Origin of the sequence: Pseudomonas asplenii (assembly GCF_001293465.1) — a bacterium.
Taxonomy (GTDB): Bacteria; Pseudomonadota; Gammaproteobacteria; order Pseudomonadales; family Pseudomonadaceae; genus Aquipseudomonas; species Aquipseudomonas fuscovaginae_B.
This window is the reverse complement of the sequence record NZ_JSYZ01000016.1, coordinates 102074-126937: the sequence shown is the minus strand read 5'-3', so window position 1 is coordinate 126937 and position 24864 is coordinate 102074. Positions and strand designations below refer to the sequence as shown.

The 24864-nt window shown below is 66.2% G+C and carries 18 protein-coding genes; 11 read left to right on the top strand and 7 right to left on the bottom strand.

What is annotated here, in order from left to right; all coding sequences use genetic code 11:
* Positions 1 to 40: 40 nt before the first annotated feature.
* Together PF66_RS20670 and PF66_RS20665 are read left to right on the top strand one after the other, a co-directional pair.
* Positions 41 to 796, top strand: a complete 756-nt coding sequence (locus PF66_RS20670) for a gamma-glutamyl-gamma-aminobutyrate hydrolase family protein (RefSeq protein ID WP_054063702.1) — start codon at positions 41 to 43, stop codon at positions 794 to 796.
* A gap of 59 nt (positions 797 to 855) precedes the next feature.
* Positions 856 to 2382 carry an APC family permease gene (locus PF66_RS20665; protein WP_054063701.1) on the top strand — a complete coding sequence of 509 codons (1527 nt, stop codon included), beginning with the start codon at positions 856 to 858 and terminating at the stop codon, positions 2380 to 2382.
* 75 nt (positions 2383 to 2457) lie between these two features.
* Here the strand turns inward: PF66_RS20665 and PF66_RS20660 are convergent, their stop codons facing one another.
* The 3 genes from PF66_RS20660 to PF66_RS20650 form a co-directional block, all read right to left on the bottom strand.
* Positions 2458 to 4167 (bottom strand): amidase, encoded by a 1710-nt coding sequence (locus PF66_RS20660; protein WP_054056577.1) that lies wholly within the window; start codon positions 4165 to 4167, stop codon positions 2458 to 2460.
* A 337-nt stretch (positions 4168 to 4504) separates the two neighbouring features.
* Positions 4505 to 5227: a DUF4198 domain-containing protein gene (locus PF66_RS20655; protein ID WP_054063700.1), complete on the bottom strand. Its 723-nt coding sequence runs from the start codon at positions 5225 to 5227 to the stop codon at positions 4505 to 4507.
* Positions 5228 to 5242: 15 nt separating this feature from the next.
* Positions 5243 to 7333 carry a TonB-dependent siderophore receptor gene (locus PF66_RS20650; protein WP_193394221.1) on the bottom strand — a complete coding sequence of 697 codons (2091 nt, stop codon included), beginning with the start codon at positions 7331 to 7333 and terminating at the stop codon, positions 5243 to 5245.
* A 335-nt stretch (positions 7334 to 7668) separates the two neighbouring features.
* Between PF66_RS20650 and PF66_RS20645 the strand changes: the two genes are divergently transcribed.
* From PF66_RS20645 to PF66_RS20610, 8 genes are all read left to right on the top strand, one after another.
* A complete protein-coding gene (locus PF66_RS20645; RefSeq protein ID WP_054056574.1) occupies positions 7669 to 8409 on the top strand; it encodes a gluconate 2-dehydrogenase subunit 3 family protein in 741 nt (246 codons plus the stop codon).
* 3 nt (positions 8410 to 8412) lie between these two features.
* Positions 8413 to 10197, top strand: a complete 1785-nt coding sequence (locus tag PF66_RS20640; RefSeq protein ID WP_054063698.1) for a GMC family oxidoreductase — start codon at positions 8413 to 8415, stop codon at positions 10195 to 10197.
* A 13-nt stretch (positions 10198 to 10210) separates the two neighbouring features.
* Positions 10211 to 11509, top strand: a complete 1299-nt coding sequence (locus PF66_RS20635; RefSeq protein ID WP_054063697.1) for a cytochrome c — start codon at positions 10211 to 10213, stop codon at positions 11507 to 11509.
* A gap of 203 nt (positions 11510 to 11712) precedes the next feature.
* The gene (locus PF66_RS20630) at positions 11713 to 12735 is read left to right on the top strand and encodes a LacI family DNA-binding transcriptional regulator (RefSeq protein WP_054063696.1); all 1023 of its coding nucleotides are present in this window, start codon (positions 11713 to 11715) and stop codon (positions 12733 to 12735) included.
* Positions 12736 to 12796: 61 nt separating this feature from the next.
* Positions 12797 to 13576 (top strand): sugar phosphate isomerase/epimerase family protein, encoded by a 780-nt coding sequence (locus tag PF66_RS20625; RefSeq protein ID WP_054061481.1) that lies wholly within the window; start codon positions 12797 to 12799, stop codon positions 13574 to 13576.
* Positions 13569 to 14519, top strand: coding sequence for a sugar kinase (locus PF66_RS20620; RefSeq protein ID WP_054063695.1), 951 nt, complete (start codon positions 13569 to 13571; stop codon positions 14517 to 14519). Before PF66_RS20625 ends, PF66_RS20620 begins: the two co-directional genes overlap by 8 nt.
* Before the next feature lie 63 nt (positions 14520 to 14582).
* Positions 14583 to 15863, top strand: a complete 1281-nt coding sequence (locus PF66_RS20615; RefSeq protein ID WP_054063694.1) for an MFS transporter — start codon at positions 14583 to 14585, stop codon at positions 15861 to 15863.
* An 11-nt stretch (positions 15864 to 15874) separates the two neighbouring features.
* Complete coding sequence (locus PF66_RS20610; RefSeq protein WP_054063693.1) at positions 15875 to 16864, top strand: 2-hydroxyacid dehydrogenase; 990 nt, start codon at positions 15875 to 15877, stop codon at positions 16862 to 16864.
* On the opposite strand, the gene ydiJ is transcribed toward PF66_RS20610, so the two are convergent.
* Entirely contained in the window at positions 16851 to 19904 is a 3054-nt protein-coding gene (ydiJ, locus tag PF66_RS20605; protein ID WP_054063692.1) for a D-2-hydroxyglutarate dehydrogenase YdiJ, read from the bottom strand. The two genes, PF66_RS20610 and ydiJ, sit on opposite strands and share 14 nt — an antisense overlap.
* Before the next feature lie 156 nt (positions 19905 to 20060).
* Here ydiJ and PF66_RS20600 point away from each other — a divergent pair, with 156 nt between their 5' ends.
* A complete protein-coding gene (locus PF66_RS20600; RefSeq protein WP_152973065.1) occupies positions 20061 to 20972 on the top strand; it encodes a LysR substrate-binding domain-containing protein in 912 nt (303 codons plus the stop codon).
* Between the two features lie 80 nt (positions 20973 to 21052).
* Here PF66_RS20600 and PF66_RS20595 read toward each other — a convergent pair whose 3' ends face one another.
* Genes PF66_RS20595 through PF66_RS20585 form a run of 3 tightly spaced genes read right to left on the bottom strand, consistent with a single transcriptional unit; the run spans position 21053 to position 24856 of the window.
* A complete protein-coding gene (locus PF66_RS20595) occupies positions 21053 to 21655 on the bottom strand; it encodes a sarcosine oxidase subunit gamma (RefSeq protein WP_054063690.1) in 603 nt (200 codons plus the stop codon).
* A gap of 1 nt (position 21656) precedes the next feature.
* Positions 21657 to 24554 (bottom strand): 2Fe-2S iron-sulfur cluster-binding protein, encoded by a 2898-nt coding sequence (locus tag PF66_RS20590; RefSeq protein WP_054063689.1) that lies wholly within the window; start codon positions 24552 to 24554, stop codon positions 21657 to 21659.
* On the bottom strand, positions 24551 to 24856 hold the full coding sequence (locus PF66_RS20585; RefSeq protein WP_054058051.1) for a sarcosine oxidase subunit delta: 306 nt from the start codon (positions 24854 to 24856) through the stop codon (positions 24551 to 24553). The genes PF66_RS20590 and PF66_RS20585 overlap by 4 nt, the downstream gene beginning before the upstream one ends.
* Between the last annotated feature and the right edge of the window lie 8 nt (positions 24857 to 24864).

The following is a 24864-nucleotide window of genomic DNA, read 5'->3' as shown; positions in this document are numbered from 1 at the left end:
CCGTCGGCCCTGCGCCGGCGGCATTTTCTGGAGATTGACCATGTCCCGCGTGCCCCTGATCGGTGTCACCGCCTGCCGACAACTGCTCGGCAAATACGATTCCCACACCGTCGGCGACAAGTATGTCGAAGCCGCAGCCCAGGCCGGGCTGCCGGTGTTGCTGCCGGCGCGCAGCAGGCCCAGCGATCCGCGGGATCTGCTGGAACACCTCGATGGCCTGCTGTTCACCGGTTCGCCTTCCAACGTCCATCCCTCCCTCTACCAGGGTGAGCCGAGCCTGGAAGGTACCGCCCACGATGCGGCCCGCGACGCCAACACCTTGCCGCTGCTGCGCCTGGCGATCGACCGGGGCATCCCGGTGTTCTGCATCTGCCGCGGCTTCCAGGAACTCAACGTCAGCCTGGGCGGTTCGCTGCACCAGCGCGTGCAGGAGCTGCCCGGTTTCCTCGACCACCGCGAACCGCAAGGGGAAACGCTGGCCGAACACTACGCGCCGCAACATGCGGTCCACGTGCAACCCGGCGGCGTGTTCGAGCAGCTTGGCCTGCCAGCCGAGTTTCGCGTCAACTCGCTGCACAGCCAGGGTATCGACCGCCTGGCGCCCGCCCTGCGGGTCGAGGCGCTGGCCCCGGATGGTCTGGTCGAAGCCGTTTCCGTCCATGACTCGCGAGGCTTTGTCGTGGGGGTGCAATGGCATCCGGAGTGGCGCCTGGAGGACAACCCCGAGTCGCTCACGCTGTTCCAGGCATTCAGGGCGGCCTGCCAACGCTACGCCGAGGCACGTGCGGCGCGCTGACGGGAGCCTGGACCTGATCCAGCGGCACTGAAAATAATTCCAAAAGGTGACAAAGGCTTATGAGTGAATACATCGAGGCCGCCCGGGGCCGCGAGATAACTGGCACGGACGACTCCGTGAACGCCAAGGGCCTGGCCCAGGGCAAGGTTGGGCTGTTGGCCTGTGTGGTGCTGGGGATATCGACCATCGCGCCGGTCTACACCCTGACCGGCGCACTGGGGCCCACCGTGCGGGAAGTGGGCGTGTATCTGCCCGCGGTGTTCATCGTCGGCTTCCTGCCGATGCTGCTGGTCGCGCTGGGCTATCGCGAACTGAACGCGGCCGAGCCGGACAGTGGCACCTCGTTCACCTGGTCGGCCCGGGCGTTTGGCCCGATGATCGGCTGGATCGGCGGCTGGGGGCTGGTCACGGCGACCACCATCGTGCTGTCCAACCTCGCCGGCGTGGCCGTGGACTTCTTCTACCTGTTCCTCGCCCAGCTCACCGGTATCCCGGAACTGGCGCAGATGCGGGAAAACCTGCTGGTCAACATCGTCACCTGCTGCGTGTTCATCTCCATCGCGGTGTGGATCAGTTGCCGCGGCATCGGCATGACCATGCGCGTGCAGTATGCCCTGGTCGCCCTGCAGTTGCTGGTGCTGATCGGCTTCTCCGTCGCGGCGTTCCAGGCCGCGCCCCCCTCGGCACCGGTGGTGTTCCATGCCGAATGGTTCAACCCCTTCAACATCGAGTCGTTCTCGGCCTTCGCTGCGGGGCTGTCGTTGTCGATCTTCATCTTCTGGGGCTGGGACCTGTGCCTGACCGTCAGTGAGGAATCGGTCGGCAGCGAAAAAGTGCCCGGACGTGCCGCCACCTTGACGGTGCTGGTGATCCTGGCGCTGTACCTGTTCACCGCTGCCGCGACCCTGCAGTTCGCCGGCATTGGCGAGACGGGCTGGGGCCTGGGCAATCCGCAGATCCAGGAAAACGTCTTCGCCCACCTGGCCGGTCCGGTGATGGGGCCGCTGGCGATCCTGATGTCGGTGGCGGTACTGGCCAGCACCGCCGCGTCGCTGCAATCGACCTTCATCTCGCCGGCGCGCACCCTGTTGGCGATGGGTTACTACGGGGCGGTTTCGCAACGTTTCGCCAGCATCTGCCCACGCTCGCGCACTCCGCGCTACGCCACGATCGCCGCGGGCATCGCCACCGGGGCGTTCTACGTGACCATGCGCACCCTGAGCGACAACGTGCTGGCGGACACCATCACCGCCCTGGGCATGATGATCTGCTTCTACTACTCGCTGACGGCGTTCGCCTGCGTCTGGTATTTCCGCCACAGCCTGTTCTTCAGCCTGCGGCATTTCCTCATGCGCGGCCTGTGCCCGTTGCTCGGGGCGACGATGCTCTCGGTGATCTTCTGGCAGACGGCGTTCGACAGCATCTCCCCCGAGTTCGGCAGTGGTTCGCATATCGCGGGCGTGGGGCTGGTGTTCATCATCGCCATGACCATCCTGCTGCTGGGCCTGGTGCTGATGCTGTTCGCCCGCTGGCGGACCCCGGCGTTTTTCCTGGGCAGTACCCTGTCGGTGGTGACCAGGCACTGAACTGAGAAGAGGGCGCAGGTCCTTCGCGGCAGGCTTCATCGGCAACCGATGAGCCTGCTGCGAGGCATGGCAGGGTCAGCCGCGTTTGAGCGGCGGGGTGCGTGGCGGGATGAGCCGTTTCGAACCGGTCGACTCGTAGGCCGAGGCCAGTTGCAACAACGCGTTGTCGTCATAGGCGCGGCCGGCGAAGGTCAGGCCGACCGGCATGCCGATATCCTCCATGATGCCCATGGGCACGGTCACGGTCGGCACGCCCAGGTGACGAATCGCCAGGTTGCCGTTGGCCACCCAGATCCCGTTGCTCCAGGCGATGTCCGCGGACACCGGATTCACATCGGCATCGGCCGGGCCGACGTCGGCGACCGTCGGGAATAGCACGGCGTCGAGCTGCAGGTCCTCCATCCAGTCCTCGAGGTCGACCTGGCGGGTCCGTTCCAGGCCGCGCAGTCCGTCCGGCAACGACGGCAGTTCATGCCACGGCTTGATCCCCTGTTGCGCCATGCGCACGTATTCGGCCATGCCGGCGGCGAGGTCGTCCTCGCGGTTGGGCAGGGTACCGGGGTCGTGGGGGAAGATGCTCGGGCCATCGACATCGGCCAGGCGGTTCAGCGCCGGGTCGCCGTTGTCGCGCAGGAAGTTGTCGAAACCCCAGGCGGACAGCTCCCACAGTTCTTCATGCAGGAACGCTTTCGAAACCAGGCCGCGGTTGTACACCGTCGGCGCGCCGGGGCGGTCGCCTTCGCAGTTGGACACCAGCGGGAAGTCGACCTCCACCACCGTGGCGCCCGCCGCTTCGAGAGCCTGGCGGGCCGCTTCCCACAGTTTGATGACGGAGGGGCGGGTATGGATGCGTTGGCCGGTCGGGCCACCGATGCCCGGCTTCTCGCTGGTGCCGGCTTCGGGGTCCCGGTTGATGAACAGGCGGGGCACGCCGAGACGCTTGCCAGCCAGGGCATCGGCAGTGGCGGCGAGCTTCAGGTAGGAAGCCGGACGCACGGTCGAGGCAGCCGGGATCGGCACCCACGGCTGCAGGCGCCACAGGTCGCCGGACTTGTCCGGGTCGTCGGCGACCACCACGTCGAGCACTTCCAGCAGGTCGGCCATGGTCCGGGCGTACGGCACCACCACGTCCATGGTCGGCGTCAGCGGCCAGTTGCCGCGGACCGAAATCACTCCGCGCGACGGCGTGTAGGCGCACAGCCCGTTGTTGGAAGCCGGGCCACGGCCACTGGACCAGGTTTCCTCGGCCAGGCCGAAAGCGGAAAAGCTGGCCGCGGTGGCGGTACCGGCACCATTGGACGAGCCGGAGGCGAAGGGCGCGGTCAGGTAGTCGGCGTTGTACGGGCTCTCGGCCCGGCCATAGACGCCACGCTGCATGCCGCCGTTGGCCATCGGCGGCATGTTGGTCTTGCCCAGGCAGATCGCCCCGGCGGCGCGCAGGCGCTCGATGGTGAAGGCGTCCCGCTGGGCGACGAGGTCCTTGAAGGCGGGGCTGCCCGACGCCGCGGTCAGGCCCTTGACCAGGTAACTGTCCTTGGCGGTGTAGGGAATGCCATCCAGTGGGCCCAGGGTCTTGCCTTGCGCCCGACGCACGTCCGAAGCGGCCGCCTCGTCCAGCGCGTAAGGGTTGCGCACCACCACGGCGTTCAGTGCGGTGGCGGTGTCCGGGGTGTCATAGGCGTCGATCCGCGCCAGATAGGCTTCTACCAACTGCACCGCAGTGGTTCTGCCGGATTCAAGGGCATCGCGCAGCTCGGCGATGGAGCGTTCGGTCACTTCGATCATGGTGTATGCCATTTGCTTTTTATAGAGAGATCCGCCGCGGGTCTGGAGACGCTTGCCCATGGGCATGGGGGCGCTGCCGGAAGCGGACCAGGGCCCCGGCAGCGCCCTGCCTCCCAGGCCTGGCCGTTCGCAGGCAGAATAAGTGCATGGCGTCGGGGGCGACATTGGCAAGGCCGAAAGGTGACATTTCAGCGGTGCAAGCTTTCGGTGGTGCCGGGCAGGAAGGCGGCCTTGCCTGCCCGGCAGTCGCCTGGCTGCGATCAGGTGCCGGACACGCCGCCATGGCAGGGCGGCGGGAGGTTCTCCAGGGCGGGCATCGGTTCAGCCCGGGCACGGCTCATTCATGGTGTTCCTCGCCGAGGAACGTCAGCGAGGCGAACAGGCTCTCCTTGGCCACCGGTCCGTTGTCGGGCAGTGTCAGCGTGGCCTTGGCCGCGATGACGTTCAGGCCTTCGTTGCGGACCTTGATGCGGGCGCGGCCGGCCTCGTCGGTCTTGCCGCCGATTTCATCAGGCGCCCCGCGAAAATCCGCATACAGCTCGATGCCCGCAGCGGGCTTGCCATCGACCAGCACCTGCACGTCCAGTTCATTGCCCGGGCCGACCGTCAGCGGATCGGTTTGCGGAATGATCGCCAACCGCAGCATGTCCAGTTTGGGCAAGCGGGCGCCTGGCTGGTTGATGGCCAGGCTGTACTTGAGCGCATGGGTCGAGTCGATGGCGTTGGGCACCTGGGTGCGGTCCTTGTTCACCCATCGCTGGTCCGGGGTCTGCGACCAGGGGCCGTTGTCCAGCACCACCGCCATCACCGCCGCCGGCTTCAGCGGCTGCAGGCGGGCATGGTCGGACAGGCGTTGGACGGTCACCGGTATCATCTTGCCGGCCGTGTCGAAGGCCCAGGCGCGCTTGACCTTCTGCGCCTGGAACGCATCGTCTTCCGCGCCGTGCCCGTAGACGACTTCGATATTGCCCCGACGCTGTTCGGTCCATAGACCGTGGGCGTTCACGTGGGTGGCGGTGAGCAGCGCCAGGACGCCGACAAGTTTGAGTGGCAGTTGCATGGTGAGTCCTTTCTGTCAGAGGTTGAGGGTGAGGCTGAGACTGAAGTTGCGCGGTTCGCCAGGCAGTACCCAGGTGCTGTTGTAGGCGCGCTCGTAGTAATGGCGATCGAACAGGTTGTTCAGGTTCAGGCCGAGGGTTAGCTGTTCGCTGGCCTTGTAGTGCGCCAGCAGGTCGACGGTGCTGTACGCGGGCAGGGTGAAGCGGCTGCCGGCCTGGCCGGAGCGCTCACCGACGTAATTGAAGGCGGCGCCGATGTCCGAGCCGTGCAGGAGGCCGTCCTGGAATTCGTAGACGCCCAGGAGGCTGCCGCTGTGCCGTGGGATGCCGAGCAGGTCGCTGCCTTTGGGGACGGCGGTGTCGCCCTGGGTGACTTCGGCGTCGATGTAGGCATAGGCGCCGATCACCCGCACGGCATCGCTGACCTGGCCGCTGAACTGCAGGTCCAGCCCCTGGCTGCGGGCCTTGCCGGCGGCGACGCTTTCACCCGTGGCATCGGTGGTGACGACGTTTTCCTTGTCGATCCGGAACAGCGCGACCGTGGCACCGATACGGCTGTCGAACAGATCGAGTTTGAGCCCCGTTTCATAACCCAGGCCTTTCTCCGGCTGGTACACCTGGCCCTGGGTGCCGATGGCGTTGGGCTTGAAGGAGGTCGAGGCATTGGCAAACACACCGACCTGCGGGGTGAGCTGGTAGAGCAGGCCGGCGCGTGGCGTGGCCACGTTCTTCTCCTGGCTGTTGCTGACCGCCGTCGCGCGGTTCAGCGAGGTCTGCCTGATCCGCTCCAGGCGTACGCCCACCAGGCCGCGCAGGCGGTCGGTGAAGGCAATCTGGTCCTGCAGGTTGAGGGCGTAGCTCTCGGTGCGCTCGAAGAAGTCGTTGGGCCGGGTCAGGGCCGGCTTGGGCTGGCCGTAGACGGGGTTGTGGATATCCAGGCCATAGCTCAGCAGCGTGGCGCTCTGCGGATACTTCTGGCTGTTGCGGTAGTTTTCGTACTCCAGGCCGGTCAGGGTCTGGTGCTGCCATCCGGCCCAGTCGAAGGTGCCATGCAGCTCGGCCTGGGTGATGTTGTCATTCCATTCGAAATCGCGCTCGCGGTAGAAGCGGGTGAGGGTGGTACCGACCAGCGCCTGCGGTTCGGAACTTGCGCCCTTGAGCGTGCCCTGGGTGTAGTGGTTGGCCAGGCGCAGCTTCCAGTCATCGTTCAGGTAGTGCTCGAGGGCCAGGTCGAGGGTCTGGTTATCGTTGCGGATCTGTCCGTCGTTCGGTTCCCCCATGAACGTCGAACGCCCGACCGAACCCAGTTCTCCGTTGACGGCCGGAATGCCGCGGTCGAACACCGCTTCGGTGCGGGAGAATTCGCTGTCGAGCATCAGCCGGGTATCCGGCGAGAGCTGCCAGCTCAATGACGGGCTGACGATGCGGCGTTCGCTGTCGACATGGTCGCGAAAGCTGCCGTTGTCCTCCACCGCCATGTTCACCCGCCCCAGCAACTGGCCTTCGCTGTCGAGTGGCGAGTTGACGTCGAGACTGCCGCGGTAGCGGTCCCAGGAGCCGGCGCTGATGTTCAGGGTGCTGAAGGTTTCGGCCTGCGGACGTTTGCTCACGATGTTCACCAGGCCACCGGGATCGCCGCGCCCGTAGAGGCTGGCGGCGGGGCCCTTGAGCACTTCGATGCGTTCGATGCCGGACGTGTCGGGGGCGCTGTAGCTGCCGCGGTTGATGGCGAATCCGTTCCTGTACAGTTCGCCGGTGGTGAAGCCGCGCACGCTGTAGTTGAGGAAGGTCAGGCCACCGAAGTTATTCTGTCGCGAGACCCCGCCGGTAAAGTCCAGCGCACGGTCGATACGGGTCGTATTGAGATCCCTGATCACCTGGGCCGGCACCACGTCGATGCTCTGTGGGGTGTCGCGCAGGTCGCTGTCGGTGCGGGTTGCGGTGGCCGAGCGGGTGGCTCGATAGCCCCGCACGGGGCCTTCGGCGCGTTCTTCGACGTACGAATCGGTGATGGTGATGTCTTCCAGCATCAGGGTGGGGGCTGCTGATACCGGTTGCCCGAGAAGTCCGAGGGTGAAGCCTGCCAGCAGCGGTGCGCGTTGTCTCAAGGTGAAATCTCCATTAATTACGTAATAACATAACATTATGAGGCGAGGAAATTCCATGCCCGGGATTGGGGGTGGCAACCCTGGCTGGAGGGCCAGGACTCGCCGGCAACGGGTTGACGACCACCAGGCCAGCCAGCGTTCCACCGCTGATGGCGTATCGGGCGATCCGGGGAGGCTGGAGCCTTTCCAGTGGTATCGCGGATGTAACCGGTTTCAAAGCCCCTGCAAAAACGCTAAATTAGCCGGCTGTACGCAGTCCCCCTCCCTTTAGCCCTGACCAGTCGAAAATCAGAAGGCGTCGCTCAGCAGTCGCCCGAAGTCGATGAGGAATCAAAATGCCCGAGCATGCTCCCGATAACCCGCGCAGGGACTTCCTGCGCAAAACGCTGACCCTCATACCCGTCGTGACGGTGGCGAGCACCGGACTGAGCCTCGGCTCCAGCCCGCTGAGTGCGGCGCCCGTGCGCGAGCCGCGGGTTCCGGCGACGCCGCCGCCCAGCCAGTACCAGCCAACCTTTTTCACCACTGAAGAGTGGGCATTCCTGCAGGCGGCGGTGTCACGCATCATCCCGGCCGACGAGCTCGGTCCAGGGGCACTGGAAGCGGGCGCTGCCGAGTTCATCGACCGGCAGATGAATACGCCCTACGCCACGGGTGCCCAGTGGTACATGCAAGGCCCGTTCAAGGCCGACGCCGCCCCGGAGCTGGGCTACCAGTTGCAACTCAGTCCGCAGCAGATCTACCGCCTGGGCATCGCCGCCGCGCAGGCCTGGTGCAAAACCACCACCGGTAAAAATTTTGCCGAGCAAGACAGCGCTACCCGAGACCATGTTCTTCGCCAGATCGAGTCTGGTGAGGCCGTTTTCGAGCCAGTGCCGGCCAAGGTGTTTTTCAGTCTGCTGGTGCAGAACACCCGCGAAGGGTTTTTCTGCGACCCGATTCACGGCGGCAACCGCGGCATGGTCGGCTGGACGCAGATCGGCTTCCCCGGTGCCCGGGCAGATTTCATGGACTGGGTCGAGCGCAACGAGCCTTACCCGTTCCCGGCCGTCTCGATTCGCGGCGAGAGGGCATAAGGCATGGCTAACGCAATGAAAAAGGTCGACGCGGTGATCGTCGGCTTCGGTTGGGCCGGTGCGATCATGGCCAAGGAACTCACCGAGGCCGGGCTGCAGGTGGTGGCGCTGGAGCGCGGACCGATGCAGGACACCTACCCGGAGGGCAGCTACCCGCAGGTCATCGACGAGCTGACCTACAGTGTGCGCAAGAAGCTGTTCGTCGATGTTTCGAAGGAGACGGTGACCATCCGCCACAGCGTCAATGACGTGGCACTGCCCAATCGACAACTGGGCGCCTTCCTGCCGGGCAAGGGCGTCGGCGGGGCGGGGCTGCACTGGTCCGGCGTGCATTTTCGCGTCGACCCGATCGAGCTGCGCCTGCGCAGCCACTACGAGGAATGCTACGGCAAGCGCTTCATTCCCGAAGGCATGACCATCCAGGACTTCGGTGTCAGCTACGAGGAGCTTGAGCCTTATTTCGACTTCGCGGAAAAGGTCTTTGGCACCTCGGGCCAGGCCTGGACCGTCAACGGTCAGGTGGTCGGCGAAGGCAAGGGCGGCAACCCCTATGCGCCGGACCGCTCCAACCCGTTCCCGCTGCCCTCGCAGAAGAACGTGGTGTCGGCCCGGCTGTTCGAGCAGGCCGCCACCAGCCTGGGCTACAAGCCGTACAACCTGCCTTCGGCCAACACCTCCGGGCCCTACACCAACCCCTACGGCGCGCAGATGGGGCCGTGCAACTTCTGCGGTTTCTGCAGCGGTTATGTGTGCTACATGTACTCCAAGGCCTCGCCGAACGTGAACATCCTGCCAGCGCTGCGCCAGGTGCCGAACTTCGAGCTGCGCGCCAACGCCCATGTGTTGCGGGTAAACCTCGACGACAGCAAGCGCAAGGCCACCGGCGTGACCTACATCGACGCCCAGGGCCGCGAAATCGAACAGCCGGCGGACCTCGTGATTCTCGCCGCCTTCCAGTTCAACAACGTGCGCCTGATGCTGCTCTCCGGCATCGGCAAGCCCTACGACCCGATCAGCAACGAAGGGGTGGTCGGGCGCAACTTCGCCTACCAGAACATGGGCACGGTCAAGGCGTTCTTCGACAAGGACACCTACACCAACAACTTCATCGGTGCTGGCGGCAACGGTATCGCGATCGATGACTTCAACGCGGACAACTTCGACCACGGCCCCCATGGTTTCGTCGGCGGCTCGCCGATGTGGGTGAACCAGGCCGGCAGCCGGCCGATCGCCGGGGTTGCCAACCCGCCGGGTACCCCTGCCTGGGGCAGTGCCTGGAAAAAGGCCACCGCCGACTACTACACCCACCAGGTCTCGATGGACGCCCACGGCGCGCACCAGTCGTACCGCGGCAACTACCTGGACCTGGACCCGACCTACCGCGATGCCTACGGCCAACCCCTGTTGCGCATGACCTTCGACTGGCAGGAAAACGACATCAGGATGAACCGGTTCATGGTCGACAAGCTGAGCAGGATCGCCCAGGCGATGAACCCCAAGTCCATTGCCATCCTCGGCAAGAAGGTCAAGGAGCACTTCAACACGGCCAGCTACCAGACCACCCACCTCAACGGCGGCGCGATCATGGGCACCGACCCGAAGACCAGCGCCCTGAACCGCTACCTGCAGAGCTGGGACGTGCACAACGTGTTCGTCCCTGGGGCCTCGGCGTTTCCCCAGGGCCTGGGGTACAACCCGACCGGCCTGGTGGCGGCGCTGACCTACTGGTCCGCCCGGGCCATTCGCGAGCAGTACCTGAAAAATCCCGGCCCGCTGGTCCAGGCTTGAGGAGCGAGAGAACATGAAGAGACTGTTGATCGCAGCCCTCCTGGTCGGTGCCGGCGCTACGGCCCAGGCTGCCGAAACCGACGTTGCGCTGGTCAAGCGCGGCGAGTACCTGGCCCGTGCCGGCGACTGCGTGGCCTGCCATACCGCCAAGGGCGGCAAGCCTTTTGCCGGCGGCCTGGCGATGCCGACGCCGATCGGCACCGTGTACTCCACCAACATCACCCCGGATGCCAGCGGCATTGGTCACTACAGCTTCGAAGCGTTCGACCAGGCGGTGCGCAAGGGTATCGGCAAGGACGGCAGCACGCTGTACCCGGCCATGCCGTACCCGTCCTACGCCCGCGTCACTGACGAAGACATGCAGGCGCTCTACGCCTACTTCATGAAGGGTGTCGAACCTGTCGCGCAGCCGAACCGGGCCACCGATATTCCCTGGCCGCTGAGCATGCGCTGGCCGCTGGCGATCTGGCGTGGGTTGTTCGCGCCAGAAGCCAAGGCCTGGGTCGCTCCCGCCAACGCCGATCCGGTCGTCAGCCGGGGCGCCTACCTGGTCGAGGGCCTGGGGCATTGTGGTGCCTGCCATACCCCGCGGGCGTTGACCATGCAGGAAAAGGCCCTCAACCCGCAGGACGGCGAGCAGTTCCTGGCCGGCAGCGCGCCACTCGAGGGCTGGATTGCCAAGAACCTGCGGGGTGACCACAAGGATGGCCTGGGCAACTGGAGCGAGGAGCAGTTGGTACAGTTCCTCAAGACCGGTCGCAGTGAGCGCAGCGCGGTGTTCGGCGGCATGAGCGACGTGGTCGAGCACAGCCTGCAGTACCTGACCGATGCCGACCTGACCGCCATCGCCCGCTACCTGAAGACGCTGCCGCCGAGCCGGGCGGACGACGGGCCTCACGTCTATGACAAGCAGGTCGCGGACGCCTTGTGGAAGGGCGATGACAGCCAGCCGGGGGCGTCGATCTATATCGACAACTGCGCGGCCTGCCACCGCACCGACGGCCATGGCTACACCCGGTTCTTCCCGGCGTTGGCCGGCAACCCGGTGCTGCAGACCCAGGACCCGACCTCGCTCATCCACGTGGTGCTGGCCGGTGGCACCGTGCCGGCGACGCACGCGGCGCCATCGACCATCAGCATGCCGGCCTTCGGCTGGCGCCTGAGCGATCAGGAGGTGGCCGAAGTGGTCAGCTTCATCCGCTCCAGTTGGGGCAACCAGGGCGCTGCCGTGACGGCTGCCGACGTGGCCCGGCTGCGCACGCCTGAAACGGCCAGGACCGCGGGCAGCGACACGGGGAACGCCAACCGCTAGCAGGCCACCCGGGCCGGCCGGTGCTCTCTGGCCGGCCCGGGTTCTGCGCGGTGCTGCCGGGAGGGGCCGGCGAAGGCGGGCGGCTTGTGGACGTCGAATGTTTGTTAACATCCGACGAACGGTAGATGACGTTTGGAGCCAGTTTTGATGTATTGAAACCGGTTTCATTCATCGTCTCGGACCACAATCACAAGAGCCCTTCGATGACGGATTTTCCTTCCAGCTCGCGCGAGCGAGTCACCATCAGCCAGGTCGCGCGCGCCGCGGGTGTGTCGAAAGCGACCGTTTCCCGCTACATCGGCGGCGATCGTCAGTTGCTGGCCGAAGCGACCGCACAACGCCTCGCAGACGTCATCCAGCAACTGGGCTACCGCCCCAACCAGATGGCCCGGGGGCTCAAGCGTGGTCAGACGCGGTTGATCGGCATGCTGGTGGCCGACATCCTCAATCCCTATTCGGTCGCGGTCATGCGCGGCGTCGAGAAAGCCTGCCGACAGCATGGCTACACCCTGCTGCTGTGCAACACCAACCGCGACGACGAGCAGGAGCGCCATCACCTGCAGATGCTGCAGTCGTACAACATCGAAGGCCTGATCGTGAACACCCTCGGGCACCATCGGGGTGAACTGGTCGAGCTGCAGCGGGACGTGCCCATGGTGCTGATCGACCGCCAGTTGCCGGAGCTGAATGTCGACATGGTCGGCCTGGACAATGCCGATGCGGTCGAGCAGGCTCTGGATCACCTGCAGGCTTGCGGTTATCGCGACATCCTGGCGGTGACCGAACCCCTCGATGGCACCAGCTCGCGCCTGGAGCGGGTGCAGGCCTTTAGCGCATCCCTTCAGCGCCGTGCGGGCATTCGCCAGCAGATCCTCGAGATCAGCGCGGAACTCGAGGCGGACCTGGCCAGGTTCCTCGGCTCGAACGGCCACGGCCCACAGGCCATTTTCACTTGCAACGGCGTGGCCACCCTGGCCGTCACGCGTGCCCTGCACAGCAGGGGCTGCCGCCTGTTCGACGACGTCGGCCTGCTGGCGCTGGACGAGCTGGACTGGTACCCGCTGGTGGGCAGCGGCATCACCGCCCTGGCCCAGCCGACCGAGGCGATTGGCGTGACGGCGTTCGAATGCCTGCTCGCGCGCCTGCGGGGAGAAGGCGACGCGCCGAAGCGAATCGACCTCAAGGCTGAACTGATCGTTCGAGGATCCACCCACCTGAGTATGTGAGCGGTTGCGCAGGGGGTTGCCTGCCGACCAAAAATGAAACCGGTTTCAAAGGATCACAACAATGCGCTTGAACCCCGTTTCCATCAGTCTCTCCAGCTATGGTGCCGACTTCGTTCGGCAGTCCGGCCAGGAGAGTTTTCTTGAGTTGCTGGCGGCTGCCGGTGTGGCGCGTGTCGAGCTGCGCGAGGAGCTGTTCGATGGCGTACCGGACACCACGGCCCTGTCCGGCGCGATAGGCGCACTGCAGTTGGAGTGCCTGTTCTCCTCGCCGCTGGAACTGTGGACCGAACAGGGCGAACTCAACCCGCTGCTGTCGCAGAAGCTGGCGTTGGCAAGCCGACTGGGGGCGGTAGCGCTGAAGGTGTCCCTGGGGCATTACCAACCCCGTTGCGATGTCTCGGCCTTGCGCGGGCTGGTGTCTCGGGACGTCCCCAGGCTGCTGGTGGAAAATGACCAGACCCCGCAAGGCGGGCGGATCGCGGCGCTGCTGGCGTTCTTCGAACAGGTCGAGGCCCTGGCGCTTCCCGTAGGCATGACCTTCGATATCGGCAACTGGCAGTGGCAGAACGAGTCGGCGACCCAGGCCGCCCGGCAGCTCGGTCGCTGGGTGCGCTATGTGCACTGCAAGGCGGTGGAGCGCCAACCCACCGGGCGCCTGGTCGCCGTAAGGCCGCGTGCGGCGGACCTGATGGCCTGGGATGCGCTGCTGGGCGAATTCACCCCCGGCGTCGTGCGGGCCGTGGAGTACCCCCTGGTGGGCGATGACCTGTTGGCGGTCACACGGGCCCAGGTCGACAACCTGGCCCGGCTCGGGCTGGTGGCGGAGGTCAGCCATGTTTGAACACGATGTGCTGTGCTTCGGGGAAACCATGGCGATGTTCGTTGCGGACCAGCCTGGCGATCTGGCCCATGTCAGCCAGTTCAGCAAACGGATCGCGGGGGCGGACAGCAATGTCGCCATCGGCCTGGCCCGGCTGGGTTTCAAGGTGCGCTGGCTGAGCCGCGTCGGTGACGATTCGCTGGGGCGTTTCGTCATCGACAGCCTGCGCCAGGAAGGCCTGGACTGTGAAGGTGTCGAGATCGATCCGCGTTACGCCACCGGCTTCCAGCTCAAGGAGCGCCGCGACGATGGCCGCGACCCGAGCGTGGAGTACTTCCGGCGCAACTCGGCGGCCAGCCACCTGTCGCCGGCGATGATCGCCGGGCAACGGTTCCAGGTGCGGCATCTGCATGCCACCGGTATTCCCCTGGCGCTGTCACCGACCTGCCGGGCGCTCTCCCATGCCCTGGTGGAGGCCATGCGTGAAGCCGGTCGGAGCATCTCCTTCGACCCGAACCTGCGTCCGTCCCTGTGGCCGGACACCGCCACCATGGTGCGTGAAGTCAACGCCCTGGCGCTGAAGGCCGACTGGCTGCTGCCGGGGCTGGAGGAAGGGCGCCTGCTGACCGGGCAGCGCGAACCTGCCGACATCGCGGCGTTCTACCTGGATAGAGGCGCGCAAGGGGTGGTGATCAAGCTGGGAGAGCAGGGCGCCTACTTCCGTACGCTGCGCGATGAGGGACAGGTCGCCGCCGTGCCGGTGCCGCAGGTGGTGGACACGGTCGGTGCCGGCGATGCATTTGCCGTCGGCGTGCTCAGTGGCCTGCTCGAAGGGCTGGAGCTGCCGATGGCGGTTGCGCGTGGCAACTGGTGCGGCAGCCGCGCCGTCCAGTTCCGCGGAGACATGGAGGGCCTGCCCTTGCGGCATGAACTCGAGGATCGGGGCAAGCGCCGGAGCGCTTGAGCCATTCCGACCGGATTGCCGAAACCTGTTGCGACAACAATAACAAGCTCAGGAGAGTGAATCATGCAAACGACAAGCCTCGCCCGTCGCCGTTGGTGGTACATCATCCCCATCGTCTTCATCACCTACAGCCTGGCCTACCTGGACCGTGCCAACTACGGCTTCGCCGCTGCCTCGGGCATGGCCGAAGACCTCCACATCACCCCGGCGCTGTCGTCGCTGCTGGGGGCGCTGTTTTTCCTCGGCTACTTCTTCTTCCAGGTGCCGGGGGCCATCTACGCCGAAAAACGCAGCGTGAAGAAACTGATCTTCGTCAGCCTCATCCTCTGGGGTGGCCTGGCGACCCTCACCGGCATGGTCAGCAACGTCTACATGCTGGTCGCCATCCGCTTCCTGCTGGGGGGGGTGGAGGCGGCGGTGATGCCGGCCATGCTGGTGTACCTGTGCCACTGGTTCACGCGGGCGGAACGCTCGCGGGCCAACACCTTCCTGATCCTCGGCAACCCGGCCACCATCCTCTGGATGTCGGTGGTGTCCGGCTATCTCATCCAGCACTTCGACTGGCGCTGGATGTTCATCATCGAAGGCTTGCCCGCGGTGATCTGGGCCTTGCTCTGGTGGCGCCTGGTGGACGACCGGCCGGCCCAGGCCCGTTGGCTGAGCGAGGCGGACAAGGCGAATCTGCAGGCGGCGCTGGCGGCCGAGCAGCAGGGCATCCGGCCGGTGAAAAATTACCGTGAGGCCTTCCGCACCCCGCAGGTGATCGTCCTGTCGCTGCAGTATTTCTGCTGGAGCATTGGCGTGTACGGCTTCGTGCTCTGGCTGCCGTCCATTCTCAAGCAGGCGGCCAAGGTCGACATCGTCCAGGCCGGCTGGCTGTCGGCGGTGCCCTACCTGGCGGCGGTGCTGGCGATGATCGGCGTCTCCTGGGCCTCCGATCGCCTGCAGAAGCGCAAGCGCTTCGTCTGGCCGCCGCTGCTGATCGCCGCGCTGGCGTTCTATGGTTCCTACGCGCTGGGTACCGAGCACTTCTGGCTGTCCTACGCGCTGCTGGTGGTCGCCGGGGCCTGCATGTACGCCCCCTATGGTCCGTTCTTCGCCATCGTGCCGGAGATCCTGCCCAGCAACGTCGCCGGTGGCGCCATGGCGCTGATCAACAGCATGGGCGCGCTGGGTTCCTTTGGCGGGTCGTGGCTGGTGGGCTACCTCAACGGGGTCACCGGCGGGCCGGGGGCCTCCTACCTGTTCATGTGTGGCGCGCTGCTGACCGCCGTGGTGCTGACGGCCGTGCTCAACCCCGCGCAGACGCGGCGCCGTGGTGCCCGTCTCGCCGTGACACTCTAGGGAATACTGCAATGAAGAAGAGAATCGTGCTGTACAAGCGGCTGTCTGACGAACTGATGGCGCGTTTGCAGGAGCAGGTCGAAGTGACCTGGGTCGACATGGCCCAGCCCGATGGGCTGGCGCGCTTGCGCGACGCCTTGCCCGGGGCCCGGGGGCTGCTCGGCGCCAGCCTGCGGATCGATGGCAGCCTGTTGGACCTGGCGCCCCAGCTGGAGGTGATTTCCAGCGTGTCGGTGGGCGTGGACAACTATGACCTGGCCGAGCTGAGCCGTCGTCGCGTGTTGTTGACCAATACCCCGGATGTGCTGACCGAAACGACCGCCGATACCGGCTTCGCCCTGATCCTGGCCAGCGCCCGCCGGGTCGTCGAACTGGCCGGCTGGGTGCGTGACGGCCATTGGCGGGCGAGCCTGGGGCCGGCCCAGTTTGGCAGCGATGTACATGGCAAGACGCTGGGTATCGTCGGCATGGGACGCATCGGCGAGGCACTGGCCAGGCGCGGCGCGGCGGGCTTCGGCATGCGCGTGCTGTACCACAGTCGAGGCGCCAGGCCCGAGGTGGAGGCCCGTTACGCAGCGCGTCATTGCAGCCTCGATGAGCTGTTGCGTCAGGCGGATTTCGTCTGCCTGACCGTGCCCTTGAATGCCGAAACCCAGGGCCTGATCGGTCGACGTGAACTCGCCCTGATGAAGCCCGAAGCGATCCTGGTGAACATCGCGCGTGGCCGCGTGGTGGATGAAGCCGCACTCATCGACGCCCTGCGCGAGCGGCGCATTCGCGGGGCGGGCCTGGACGTGTTCAGCCAGGAGCCCCTTGCGCCGGATTCGCCCCTGCTCGGCCTGGATAACGTCGTGGCGACGCCGCACATCGGCTCCGCCACCCAGGAGACGCGCGAGGCGATGGCCCGCTGTGCGGTGGAGAACCTGCTGCAGGCACTGGCCGGGAAACGCCCGGCCAACCTGGTCAACGAAGGCGCCTGGGACGCCCTCACGCCTCGATAGGCGCGTGCTGGCGAAGCTGGCCCAGCAAGGCCTGCAACGGATGCAGCACCACTTTACCGGCCTGGCGCTTGACCTGGCTGCGGCAGGAATAGCCATCGGCGAGCAGGCGGCCGCTGGGCTGGTAGCGCTCCACCAGGGGTTGCCAGGACTGCGAGTAGATGACCTGCGAGGTCTGCGCGTTGCGGGTTTCATGCCCATAGGTGCCGGACATGCCGCAGCAGCCGCTGGCCAGCACCTGCAACTTCAGGCCGAAGCCGTCGAAGACCTTCTTCCACTGCTCGACGCTCGCCGGCTCGTTGGTCCGCTCGGTGCAGTGCGGCAGGAAGTGGAAGGTCTCTGGCGCCTGCGGTTTTTCCAACCGCGGCAGGGCAGTCGCCAGCCACTCCTGGGCCAGCACCACGCGCGGTGCGGCATCCTGCTCCAGGGTCTTGGCGTATTCCTGGCGATACACCAGGGTCATCGCCGGGTCGAGTCCCACCAGCGGGATGCCGTAGGCTTCGAGTGCCTTCAGGCCCTTGGCGTTGTGGCTCGCGGCCTTCTTGAACGCACCGAGGAAGCCCTGCACCTGCAGCGGCTTGCCGTTGGGGGCGAACGGCGCCAGGTAAAGGGTGTAGCCCAGGCGGGCGATCAGCTCGATCCACTCGGCCGCCAGCGGGGTTTCGAAGTAGCGGGTGAAGGCGTCCTGAACGATGATCACGCTGCGCTGGCGCTGCTCTTCGCTCAGTTGCGACAGCTTGTGCGCCGTCGCCACCTGCACGTTCCAGCGCGCGCAGACCTGGTGGAAATCCATCAGGCTCAGCAGCGGACTGTCGACCATGCCGACCAGGTGTTCGAGCAGAAACTTCACCGGCCGCGCATTCATCATCGCGTTGTACAGCCGCGGGAAGCGGGCGATGTAGGGAATGCTGTACTCCAGCGAGCCGACCACGTAGTCCTTCAGCGGCCGCAGGTAGCGCTGGTGGTAGAGTTCGAGGAAGCGCGAGCGGAAGTCCGGCACGTTGACCTTCACCGGGCACTGGCCCGCGCAGGACTTGCACGCCAGGCAGCCGGCCATCGCCTCGTACACCTCATGGGAGAAGTCTTGCTCGCCCAGGCGCTTGCCCAGGCTATTGCGCACCTTGCCCAGCAGGTTGCCGACGCTGAAGCGGGTGGCGACGCTGCCCAGCAGGTCGACGCCCTGGGCGCCCTGCAGGCGCAGCCACTCGCGTACCAGCGAGGCACGGCCCTTGGGCGAGTGAATGCGGTTGCGCGTGGCTTTCCAGGACGGGCACATCGCATCGTCGGGATCGAAGTTGTAGCAGGCGCCGTTGCCGTTGCAGTGGACGGCGCTCTGGTAGCTCTGCCAGACCCGCTCGTCGATCTGCCGGTCGAGTTCGCCGCGCAGGACCACGCCATCGACCTTGATCAGGCTGGCGTCGCTGATGCTCGAAGGCGTGGCGATCTTGCCCGGGTTGAGCTGGTTGAACGGGTCGAACGCCGCCTTGATCGCCTGCAGCGACGGGTACAGCGGGCCGAAGTAGGCCGGCGAGTACTCCGAGCGCAGGCCCTTGCCATGCTCGCCCCACAGCAGTCCGCCGTATTTGCGGGTGAGGGCGGCCACGCCATCGGACACCGGGCGGATCAGCGCCGCCTGGCGCGGGTCCTTCATGTCGAGGATCGGCCGCACGTGCAGCACGCCGGCGTCGACGTGGCCGAACATGCCGTATTCGAGCTGGTGCGAGTCGAGCAGGGCGCGGAACTCGGCGATGAAGTCGGCGAGGTTTTCCGGCGGCACGGCGGTGTCTTCGACGAACGGCTGCGGACGGGCTTCGCCCTGGACATTGCCGAGCAGGCCCACGGAGCGCTTGCGCATGGTGTAGACGCGCTTCACGGCCTCGCTGCCGACGGCCAGGGTGTGGCCCAGGCGCACCACGCTGGTGTCGGTTTTCAGGTGTTCGATGAAGTCATGGACCTGTCGTTCCAGGTTCTGCTGGTCGTCGCCGCTGAATTCGATCAGGTTGATGCCCAGGGTCTGCTGGCCGGGGACCGGTGGGAAGTACTCGGCCACGCCGTGCCAGACGATGTCCTGCATCGCCAGCTTCAGCACCTTGGAGTCCACGGTCTCGATGGACAGCGGCTTGAGTGCCATCAGCGCCTTGGCGTCGCGCAGGGCATCCATGAAGCCGGCGTATTGCACGTTCACCAGGATGCTGTGGCGGGGAATCGGCAGCACGTTGAGCCTGGCTTCGATGATGAAGCCCAGCGAACCCTCGGAGCCGCAGAGGATGCTGTTGAGGTTGAAGCCGCCGTCCTCCTCGCGCAGGTGGGCGAGGTCGTAGCCGGTCAGGCAGCGGTTGAGCGGCGGAAAGGTGTCCCTGATCAGTTGCGCCTGCCGGTCGGCGATATCGCGGGCGCAGCGATAGACACTGCCGACCAGGTCCTGCCGGGCCGCCTCGCGGTCGGCCTGTTCGGCGGCCAGGGGTTGGCTGTCCAGGCGCTGGCCCCCCAGCAGGATGGTGGACAGGGCAAGCACGTGATCGCGGGTCTTGCCGTAGGTGCAACTGCCCTGGCCGCTGGCGTCGGTGTTGATCATCCCGCCGATGGTCGCCCGGTTCGAGGTCGACAGCTCGGGGGCGAAGAACAGGCCGTGGGGCTTGAGGGCGGCGTTCAGCTGGTCCTTGACCACGCCGCTCTGCACCCGCACCCAGCGCTCCTCGACGTTGATCTCGAGAATGCCGTTCAGGTGCCGGGAGAGGTCGACCACGATGCCGTCGGTGAGCGACTGGCCGTTGGTGCCGGTGCCGCCGCCGCGGGGGGTGAGCACCACGGCGCGGTGCTGCGGCTGGGCGGCGAGTTTCGCCACCCGCTCGACATCCGCGTAGGTTTTCGGGAACACCGCCGCCTGGGGCAGGCGCTGGTAGATCGAGTTGTCGGTCGCCAGCACCGCCCGGGAGCCCAGGTCGCCGGCGATTTCCCCCTCGAAGCCTTCGCTGGCCAGTTGTTTCAGGAAGCGGTCGTAGGCGTCGGTCTGACCGTGGGTGGGGGTGAGGCGGGCGATCATTCGTGGCGGTTCCTGCAGGCTGATTCGTTTTTATATTCGCTTAACGTATGCTCAAGGCTGAGCCAGCGTCAGGGCGAAACGGTATAGTTTCGATTATTCGCGGATGGCACGCTGCTGACAAACGTAAAACACGCAGCCTTTGCATGAGCTTTATGAATGAACCCAAGACGCCTCACTCCCTCCATGTCGGTGCTCGTGGCCTTCGAAGCAGCGGCCCGCCACGGCAGCTTCACCAAGGCGGCCGATGAGCTGCTGCTGACCCAGAGCGCAGTCAGCCGGCAGGTGCAGGCGCTGGAGACGCTGCTGGGGGTCGAACTGTTCCTGCGTGACGGCCGGCGCATCGAGCTGACGGCGGCGGGGGCGCTGTACCAGCATGAGCTGTCGGCGGCCCTGGGGCGGATTCGCAGCGCGACCCTGAAGACCATCGCCTTTCGTTCCCAGGAAGGCGTGCTGCACCTGGGCGTGCTGCCGACGTTCGGCTCCAAGTGGCTGCTGCCGCGGATGAATGACTTCTACACCCGGCATCCGGACATCGTCGTGCACATCCATTCGCGGATCATCCAGGCCGACCTGGCCAGTGCCGCCGGCGAGATGAACGCGATCATCTACGCCGGTTCCGGCTCCTGGCCGGGGTTCATGTCGCACAAGCTGCTCACCGAGGAACTGGTGGTCGTCGCCAGTCCTTCGGCCCTGCCCGAATACCGCACGACGACGCCGGCCGAGATCGCCACCAGCCATTCGCTGCTCAATGTCGTGTCCCGGCCCAATGCCTGGTCGGACTGGTTCGAGCACAACGGCCTGGATCATCGCCTGATGCGCCCGGGGCCCGGCTTCGAACTCACCAGCCACCTCATCCAGGCGGCGGTCGCCGGTATCGGCATCGGCCTGGTGCCGCAGGTGCTGGTGCAGGACGAGATCCGCGCGGGCAGCCTGGTCGTGCTGTTCGAGCCCATGGAAAGCGGCAGGAGTTATTACCTGGCGTATGCCAACCGCTACCAGAACCTGCCTTCGCTGGTCGCCTTCAGCGAGTGGCTGCTGAGCCTGCCGTTTCCCGAAGGGGCGGGCTGAACTGACGGCCGCCCGCCTCGACAGCGCGCCATGGCCGGTAGCCGTTCGACATCCCGGCGGGCACCCACCGGGGACGATGGCTACAGGGCGTCCAGGCTCAGCAGTTGCCCGTCGAACTCGGCCATGGCATCGAGCAGCGCCTCCCTGAAGTACGCCAGCGAGGCGCGGTCGCAGAGGATCTGGAAGGTCGGCTCGGCGCTGCCGCCGAGGTTGACCACGATCACGTTGATCCGCGCCGCCGAGGTCTGGGCCACGGCGCCGGGGGCGAAGGCCTGGGCGCGCAGGTCGACGCCGCACAGTTTGGCCATGACCTCGGCGCTGCACACGCCACTCAACTGCAGCCAGGCATGACTGTCCTGGCGTGGCAGCAGGTAGTTGGCGCTGCGGTCCAGTACCCAGCGCGCTTCTTCGTCGGCGATGCGCGCGCCACGATCAGCGAGGCTGCCGAGAAGCAGGTACTCGCTCTGCGACAGGCGCGCCACATGGCTGCCGTCGGCCTGGGTGACGGCGCGATTGGGCGCCTCGGGCAGGCTGAAGCCGCGGGCCTGCAGGTAGGCGGCGCTGTGCGGGCCGCGAAAGCCGACCCGCGGCAGGTCGGTGAGGTCGATCAGGGCACATTGTTGCAAGGCGCCCTCGGCCAGTCGGGCCGGCGTGAGGGGACGTTCGCTGATGAGGGTGGACATGTCAGAGCTCCTGGCGCTGGTTTTCAGGGTCGAAGAACGGCAGCTTCACCACCGTGGCCTGGACGATCACGCCGCCCTCGACCCGGATCGGAATCTGCTGCCCCGGCGTGGCCTGGTCGAAGGCGGCATAGGCCAGGCCGATGATCCGGTCGAGGGTTTGCGAGTACTCGCAGGAGGTGACGTTGCCGCTGATGTCCGGGCCCTTGAGCACCAGGTGGCCCTCCAGCGGTTGCGGGCTGGTCCTGGGCAGGGTGAAACCGACCAGCTTGCGCTTCTGCGGCTGGGCCTCGAGGATGTCGATCGAGCGGCGGCCGACGAAGAACGGCTTGCTGCGGCTGACCGCCCAGCCCATGTTGATCTCGGCCGGGTGGGTCATGCCGTCGGTGTCCTGGCTGATGATCACGTGGCCTTTTTCCAGGCGCAGCAGGCGCTGGGTCTCGACGCCGAACGGGCGGATGTCATGGGCCTTGCCGGCCGCCATCAGCGCGTCCCACAGTTGCAGCGCATGGCGCGCCGGAACGTGGATTTCATAACCCAGCTCACCGACGAAGCCGACCCGTAGCAGGCGCGCCTTGATCCCGGCCACGGTGCCCTGGCGCACCGCCAGGTAGGGAAAGCCTTCGGCCGACAGGTCGAGGTCGCTGCAGACTTTCTCCAGTACCTTGCGCGAGTCCGGTCCGGCGACGTTGACTGCGGCAATCGCCGCGGTGACGTTGGCGATATCGACGTCCAGCCGCCACTGGGCATTCCACTTGAGCATCTGCTGGTAGATGCGGTCCACGCCGCTGGTGGTGGCGGTCACGTAGAAGTGGTGGTCGGCGAAGCGCGCGCATACGCCATCATCGATCACCACACCCTGTTCATTGGTCATCAGCGCATAGCGCGAACGCCCCACCGGCTGCTTGAGAAAGGCGAAGGTGTACATCCGGTTGAGCAGTTCGGCGGCGTCCGGACCCCGCACGTCCAGGCCGCCCAGGGTCGAGACGTCGATGATGCCGACCTTGTGCCGCACGTGTTGCGCCTCGGCCTGCATGCAGGCATCACGCTGGCTGGGCTTGCCGTAGTAGGCCGGGCGCTGCCAGATCCCGGCGGGCATCATCTTCGCCCCGGCCTCGAGGTGGCGCCGATGCATCGGCGTCTGCCGGTACGGGTCGAAGGCACGGCCGGCGACGTGGGCCAGTTTTTCCGCCTCGAACGGCGGCCGGGCGGTGGTCACGCCGGTCTCGCTGACGCTGCGTTGGGTCGACGAGGCCACCAGGCGCGCGGTCGGCAGGGCCGAATGGCGGCCCTGGGACGGGCCCATGCCGACCGTGGAGAAACGCTTGACCAGTTGCACGTCGCGGTAGCCGATGCGGGTGGCATTGACGATGTCGCGGACCTGCAGGTCTTCATCGAAATCGACGAAATCCTTGCCCTTGGGGTGCGGGAAGATCGGCCAGGGGAAGTTGACCGGGGCTTCGGCACGCAGCGGCAAGGGCTTGGCGACAAGTTCCAGGTTCAGCGCGGTGACGATCTGCGCCGCCGCGTCGATGGCATCGGCCAGCACGTTGTCCAGGGCGTGGTAGCCATGGGCCGAGCCGGCGACGCGAAGGTTCTGCGGCAGGCCGCTGAGGGTGAACGCCGCCAACGGGTCGTCGTAGGCCAGCTTGCCACCCGCCTGGCATAGCAGTTGGTAGACCGGCATGTAGCCGCCGGACATGCACAGCAGGTCGCAGTCCAGGATCAACCCCTGCTGGGCGACCTGGCCTTGCCCGGTGATCGCGCGGATGTCGACGCCGCTGACATGGCGCAGGCCCTTTTCGTGCAGGGCTTCGTACACGGTGCTGCCGGCGTGGCAGGGGATGCCGCGTTTTTCCAGTTCCGGCAGCAGCTCGCGGTTGGCCGGATGAGGGCGCATGTCGACCAGGGCGGCGACCTCGACCCCCTGGTCATCCAGGTCCAGCGCGGCGAGGTAGCCGTCGTCGTTGCCGGTCAGGACCACGGCGCGCTGGCCCGGCTTGACCGCATAGAGCTTCATCAACCGTTGCGCGGCGCTGCTGAGCATCACCCCGGGCAGGTCGTTGTTGCGAAAGATCACCGGCTGGTCGAACGAGCCGCTGGTGACCAGGCATTGGGTGGCGCGGACCTTGTACATCCGCTTGCCCTGGATCACCGGCAGGTAGTTGTCGGTGAACCAGGCGTTGCAGGTGGCCTGCTTCAGCACGCGGATATTGGCGTGGCCTTGCACCGCATCGACCAGCTCCTGGCGCAGGCTGTCGGCACGCCGGCCTTCGAGGTCGAAGCGGGCGTAGGTCAGTGAACCCCCCAGGATCGGCTGCTGCTCGACCAGCAGCACCTTGGCCCCGGCATCCGCCGCGGTCAACGCCGCCTGCAGGCCGGCCGGGCCGGCCCCGATCACTGCCAGGTCGGTGAACAGGTAGGCCTTGTCGTAGTACTCGGGCTGGAAGCTCTGGTCGAGCACGCCCAGGCCGGCCTTTTTGCGGATGATCGGCTCCCACAGCTTCCAGGCGCCCTGGGGCTTGTAGAACGAGCGGTAGTAGAAACCCACCGGCATGAACCTGGAGAACTTGCCGAGGTAGGCATCCCGGTCATGGTCCAGCGAACCGCTGAAGTTCTGCCCGGTCACCTGCACGCCGCTTTCCAGCAACTGGGTATCGGCCAGCACGTTGGGTTCGCGCGGCAGTTGCACCAGGGTGTTGGCGTCCTGTCCCGCCATGGTCAGCGGGCCGCGCGGGCGGTGGTACTTGAACGAGCGCGAGAGCAGGAAGCGGCCATTGGCGAGCAGGGCACTGGCGATGCTGTCACCGGCAAAGCCCTGGTAGGGCTTGCCATCGAAACTGAAATCGAGGGGCTGGCTGCGGTCGATCAGCAGGCCCATGGGTACGGGGAGGCGGTTCATCGCACGGTCTCCTGGGTGTTCGCGGCTGTGAATTCAACGCGGCTGTCGAACAGTTCCCGCGGGTCGAAGGTGCGCAGGATCTCGTCGCTGCCGGTGTGACGCTCGGCCAGGAACCAGTAGCTGGACGGGTTGTGCAGCCACCATTCGCGGACCACGCCGAGGGTGTCTTCGCTGTTGAACACGTAGTCGGCCCATTCGGCATCGCTGCAGGTCTGCGGATCGGGCATCCGCTTGAATTCGCCGCCGTAGGTGAACTCGCTGATATTGCGCGGCCCGTTGAGCGGGCAATTCATCACTTTCATGTGCCGCT

Excerpts from the sequence above, each read along its gene's own strand:
- PF66_RS20610 (WP_054063693.1), top strand. The coding sequence starts at position 15,875 with ATGAAGAAGAGAATCGTGCTGTACAAGCGGCTGTCTGACGAACTGATG.
- PF66_RS20655 (WP_054063700.1), bottom strand. The coding sequence starts at position 5,227 with ATGCAACTGCCACTCAAACTTGTCGGCGTCCTGGCGCTGCTCACCGCC.
- PF66_RS20620 (WP_054063695.1), top strand. The coding sequence starts at position 13,569 with ATGTTTGAACACGATGTGCTGTGCTTCGGGGAAACCATGGCGATGTTC.
- PF66_RS20635 (WP_054063697.1), top strand. The coding sequence starts at position 10,211 with ATGAAGAGACTGTTGATCGCAGCCCTCCTGGTCGGTGCCGGCGCTACG.
- PF66_RS20640 (WP_054063698.1), top strand. The coding sequence starts at position 8,413 with ATGGCTAACGCAATGAAAAAGGTCGACGCGGTGATCGTCGGCTTCGGT.
- PF66_RS20665 (WP_054063701.1), top strand. The coding sequence starts at position 856 with ATGAGTGAATACATCGAGGCCGCCCGGGGCCGCGAGATAACTGGCACG.
- PF66_RS20615 (WP_054063694.1), top strand. The coding sequence starts at position 14,583 with ATGCAAACGACAAGCCTCGCCCGTCGCCGTTGGTGGTACATCATCCCC.
- PF66_RS20670 (WP_054063702.1), top strand. The coding sequence starts at position 41 with ATGTCCCGCGTGCCCCTGATCGGTGTCACCGCCTGCCGACAACTGCTC.
- ydiJ (WP_054063692.1), bottom strand. The coding sequence starts at position 19,904 with ATGATCGCCCGCCTCACCCCCACCCACGGTCAGACCGACGCCTACGAC.
- PF66_RS20585 (WP_054058051.1), bottom strand. The coding sequence starts at position 24,856 with ATGAAAGTGATGAATTGCCCGCTCAACGGGCCGCGCAATATCAGCGAG.
- PF66_RS20660 (WP_054056577.1), bottom strand. The coding sequence starts at position 4,167 with ATGATCGAAGTGACCGAACGCTCCATCGCCGAGCTGCGCGATGCCCTT.
- PF66_RS20595 (WP_054063690.1), bottom strand. The coding sequence starts at position 21,655 with ATGTCCACCCTCATCAGCGAACGTCCCCTCACGCCGGCCCGACTGGCC.
- PF66_RS20600 (WP_152973065.1), top strand. The coding sequence starts at position 20,061 with ATGAACCCAAGACGCCTCACTCCCTCCATGTCGGTGCTCGTGGCCTTC.
- PF66_RS20625 (WP_054061481.1), top strand. The coding sequence starts at position 12,797 with ATGCGCTTGAACCCCGTTTCCATCAGTCTCTCCAGCTATGGTGCCGAC.
- PF66_RS20645 (WP_054056574.1), top strand. The coding sequence starts at position 7,669 with ATGCCCGAGCATGCTCCCGATAACCCGCGCAGGGACTTCCTGCGCAAA.
- PF66_RS20630 (WP_054063696.1), top strand. The coding sequence starts at position 11,713 with ATGACGGATTTTCCTTCCAGCTCGCGCGAGCGAGTCACCATCAGCCAG.
- PF66_RS20590 (WP_054063689.1), bottom strand. The coding sequence starts at position 24,554 with ATGAACCGCCTCCCCGTACCCATGGGCCTGCTGATCGACCGCAGCCAG.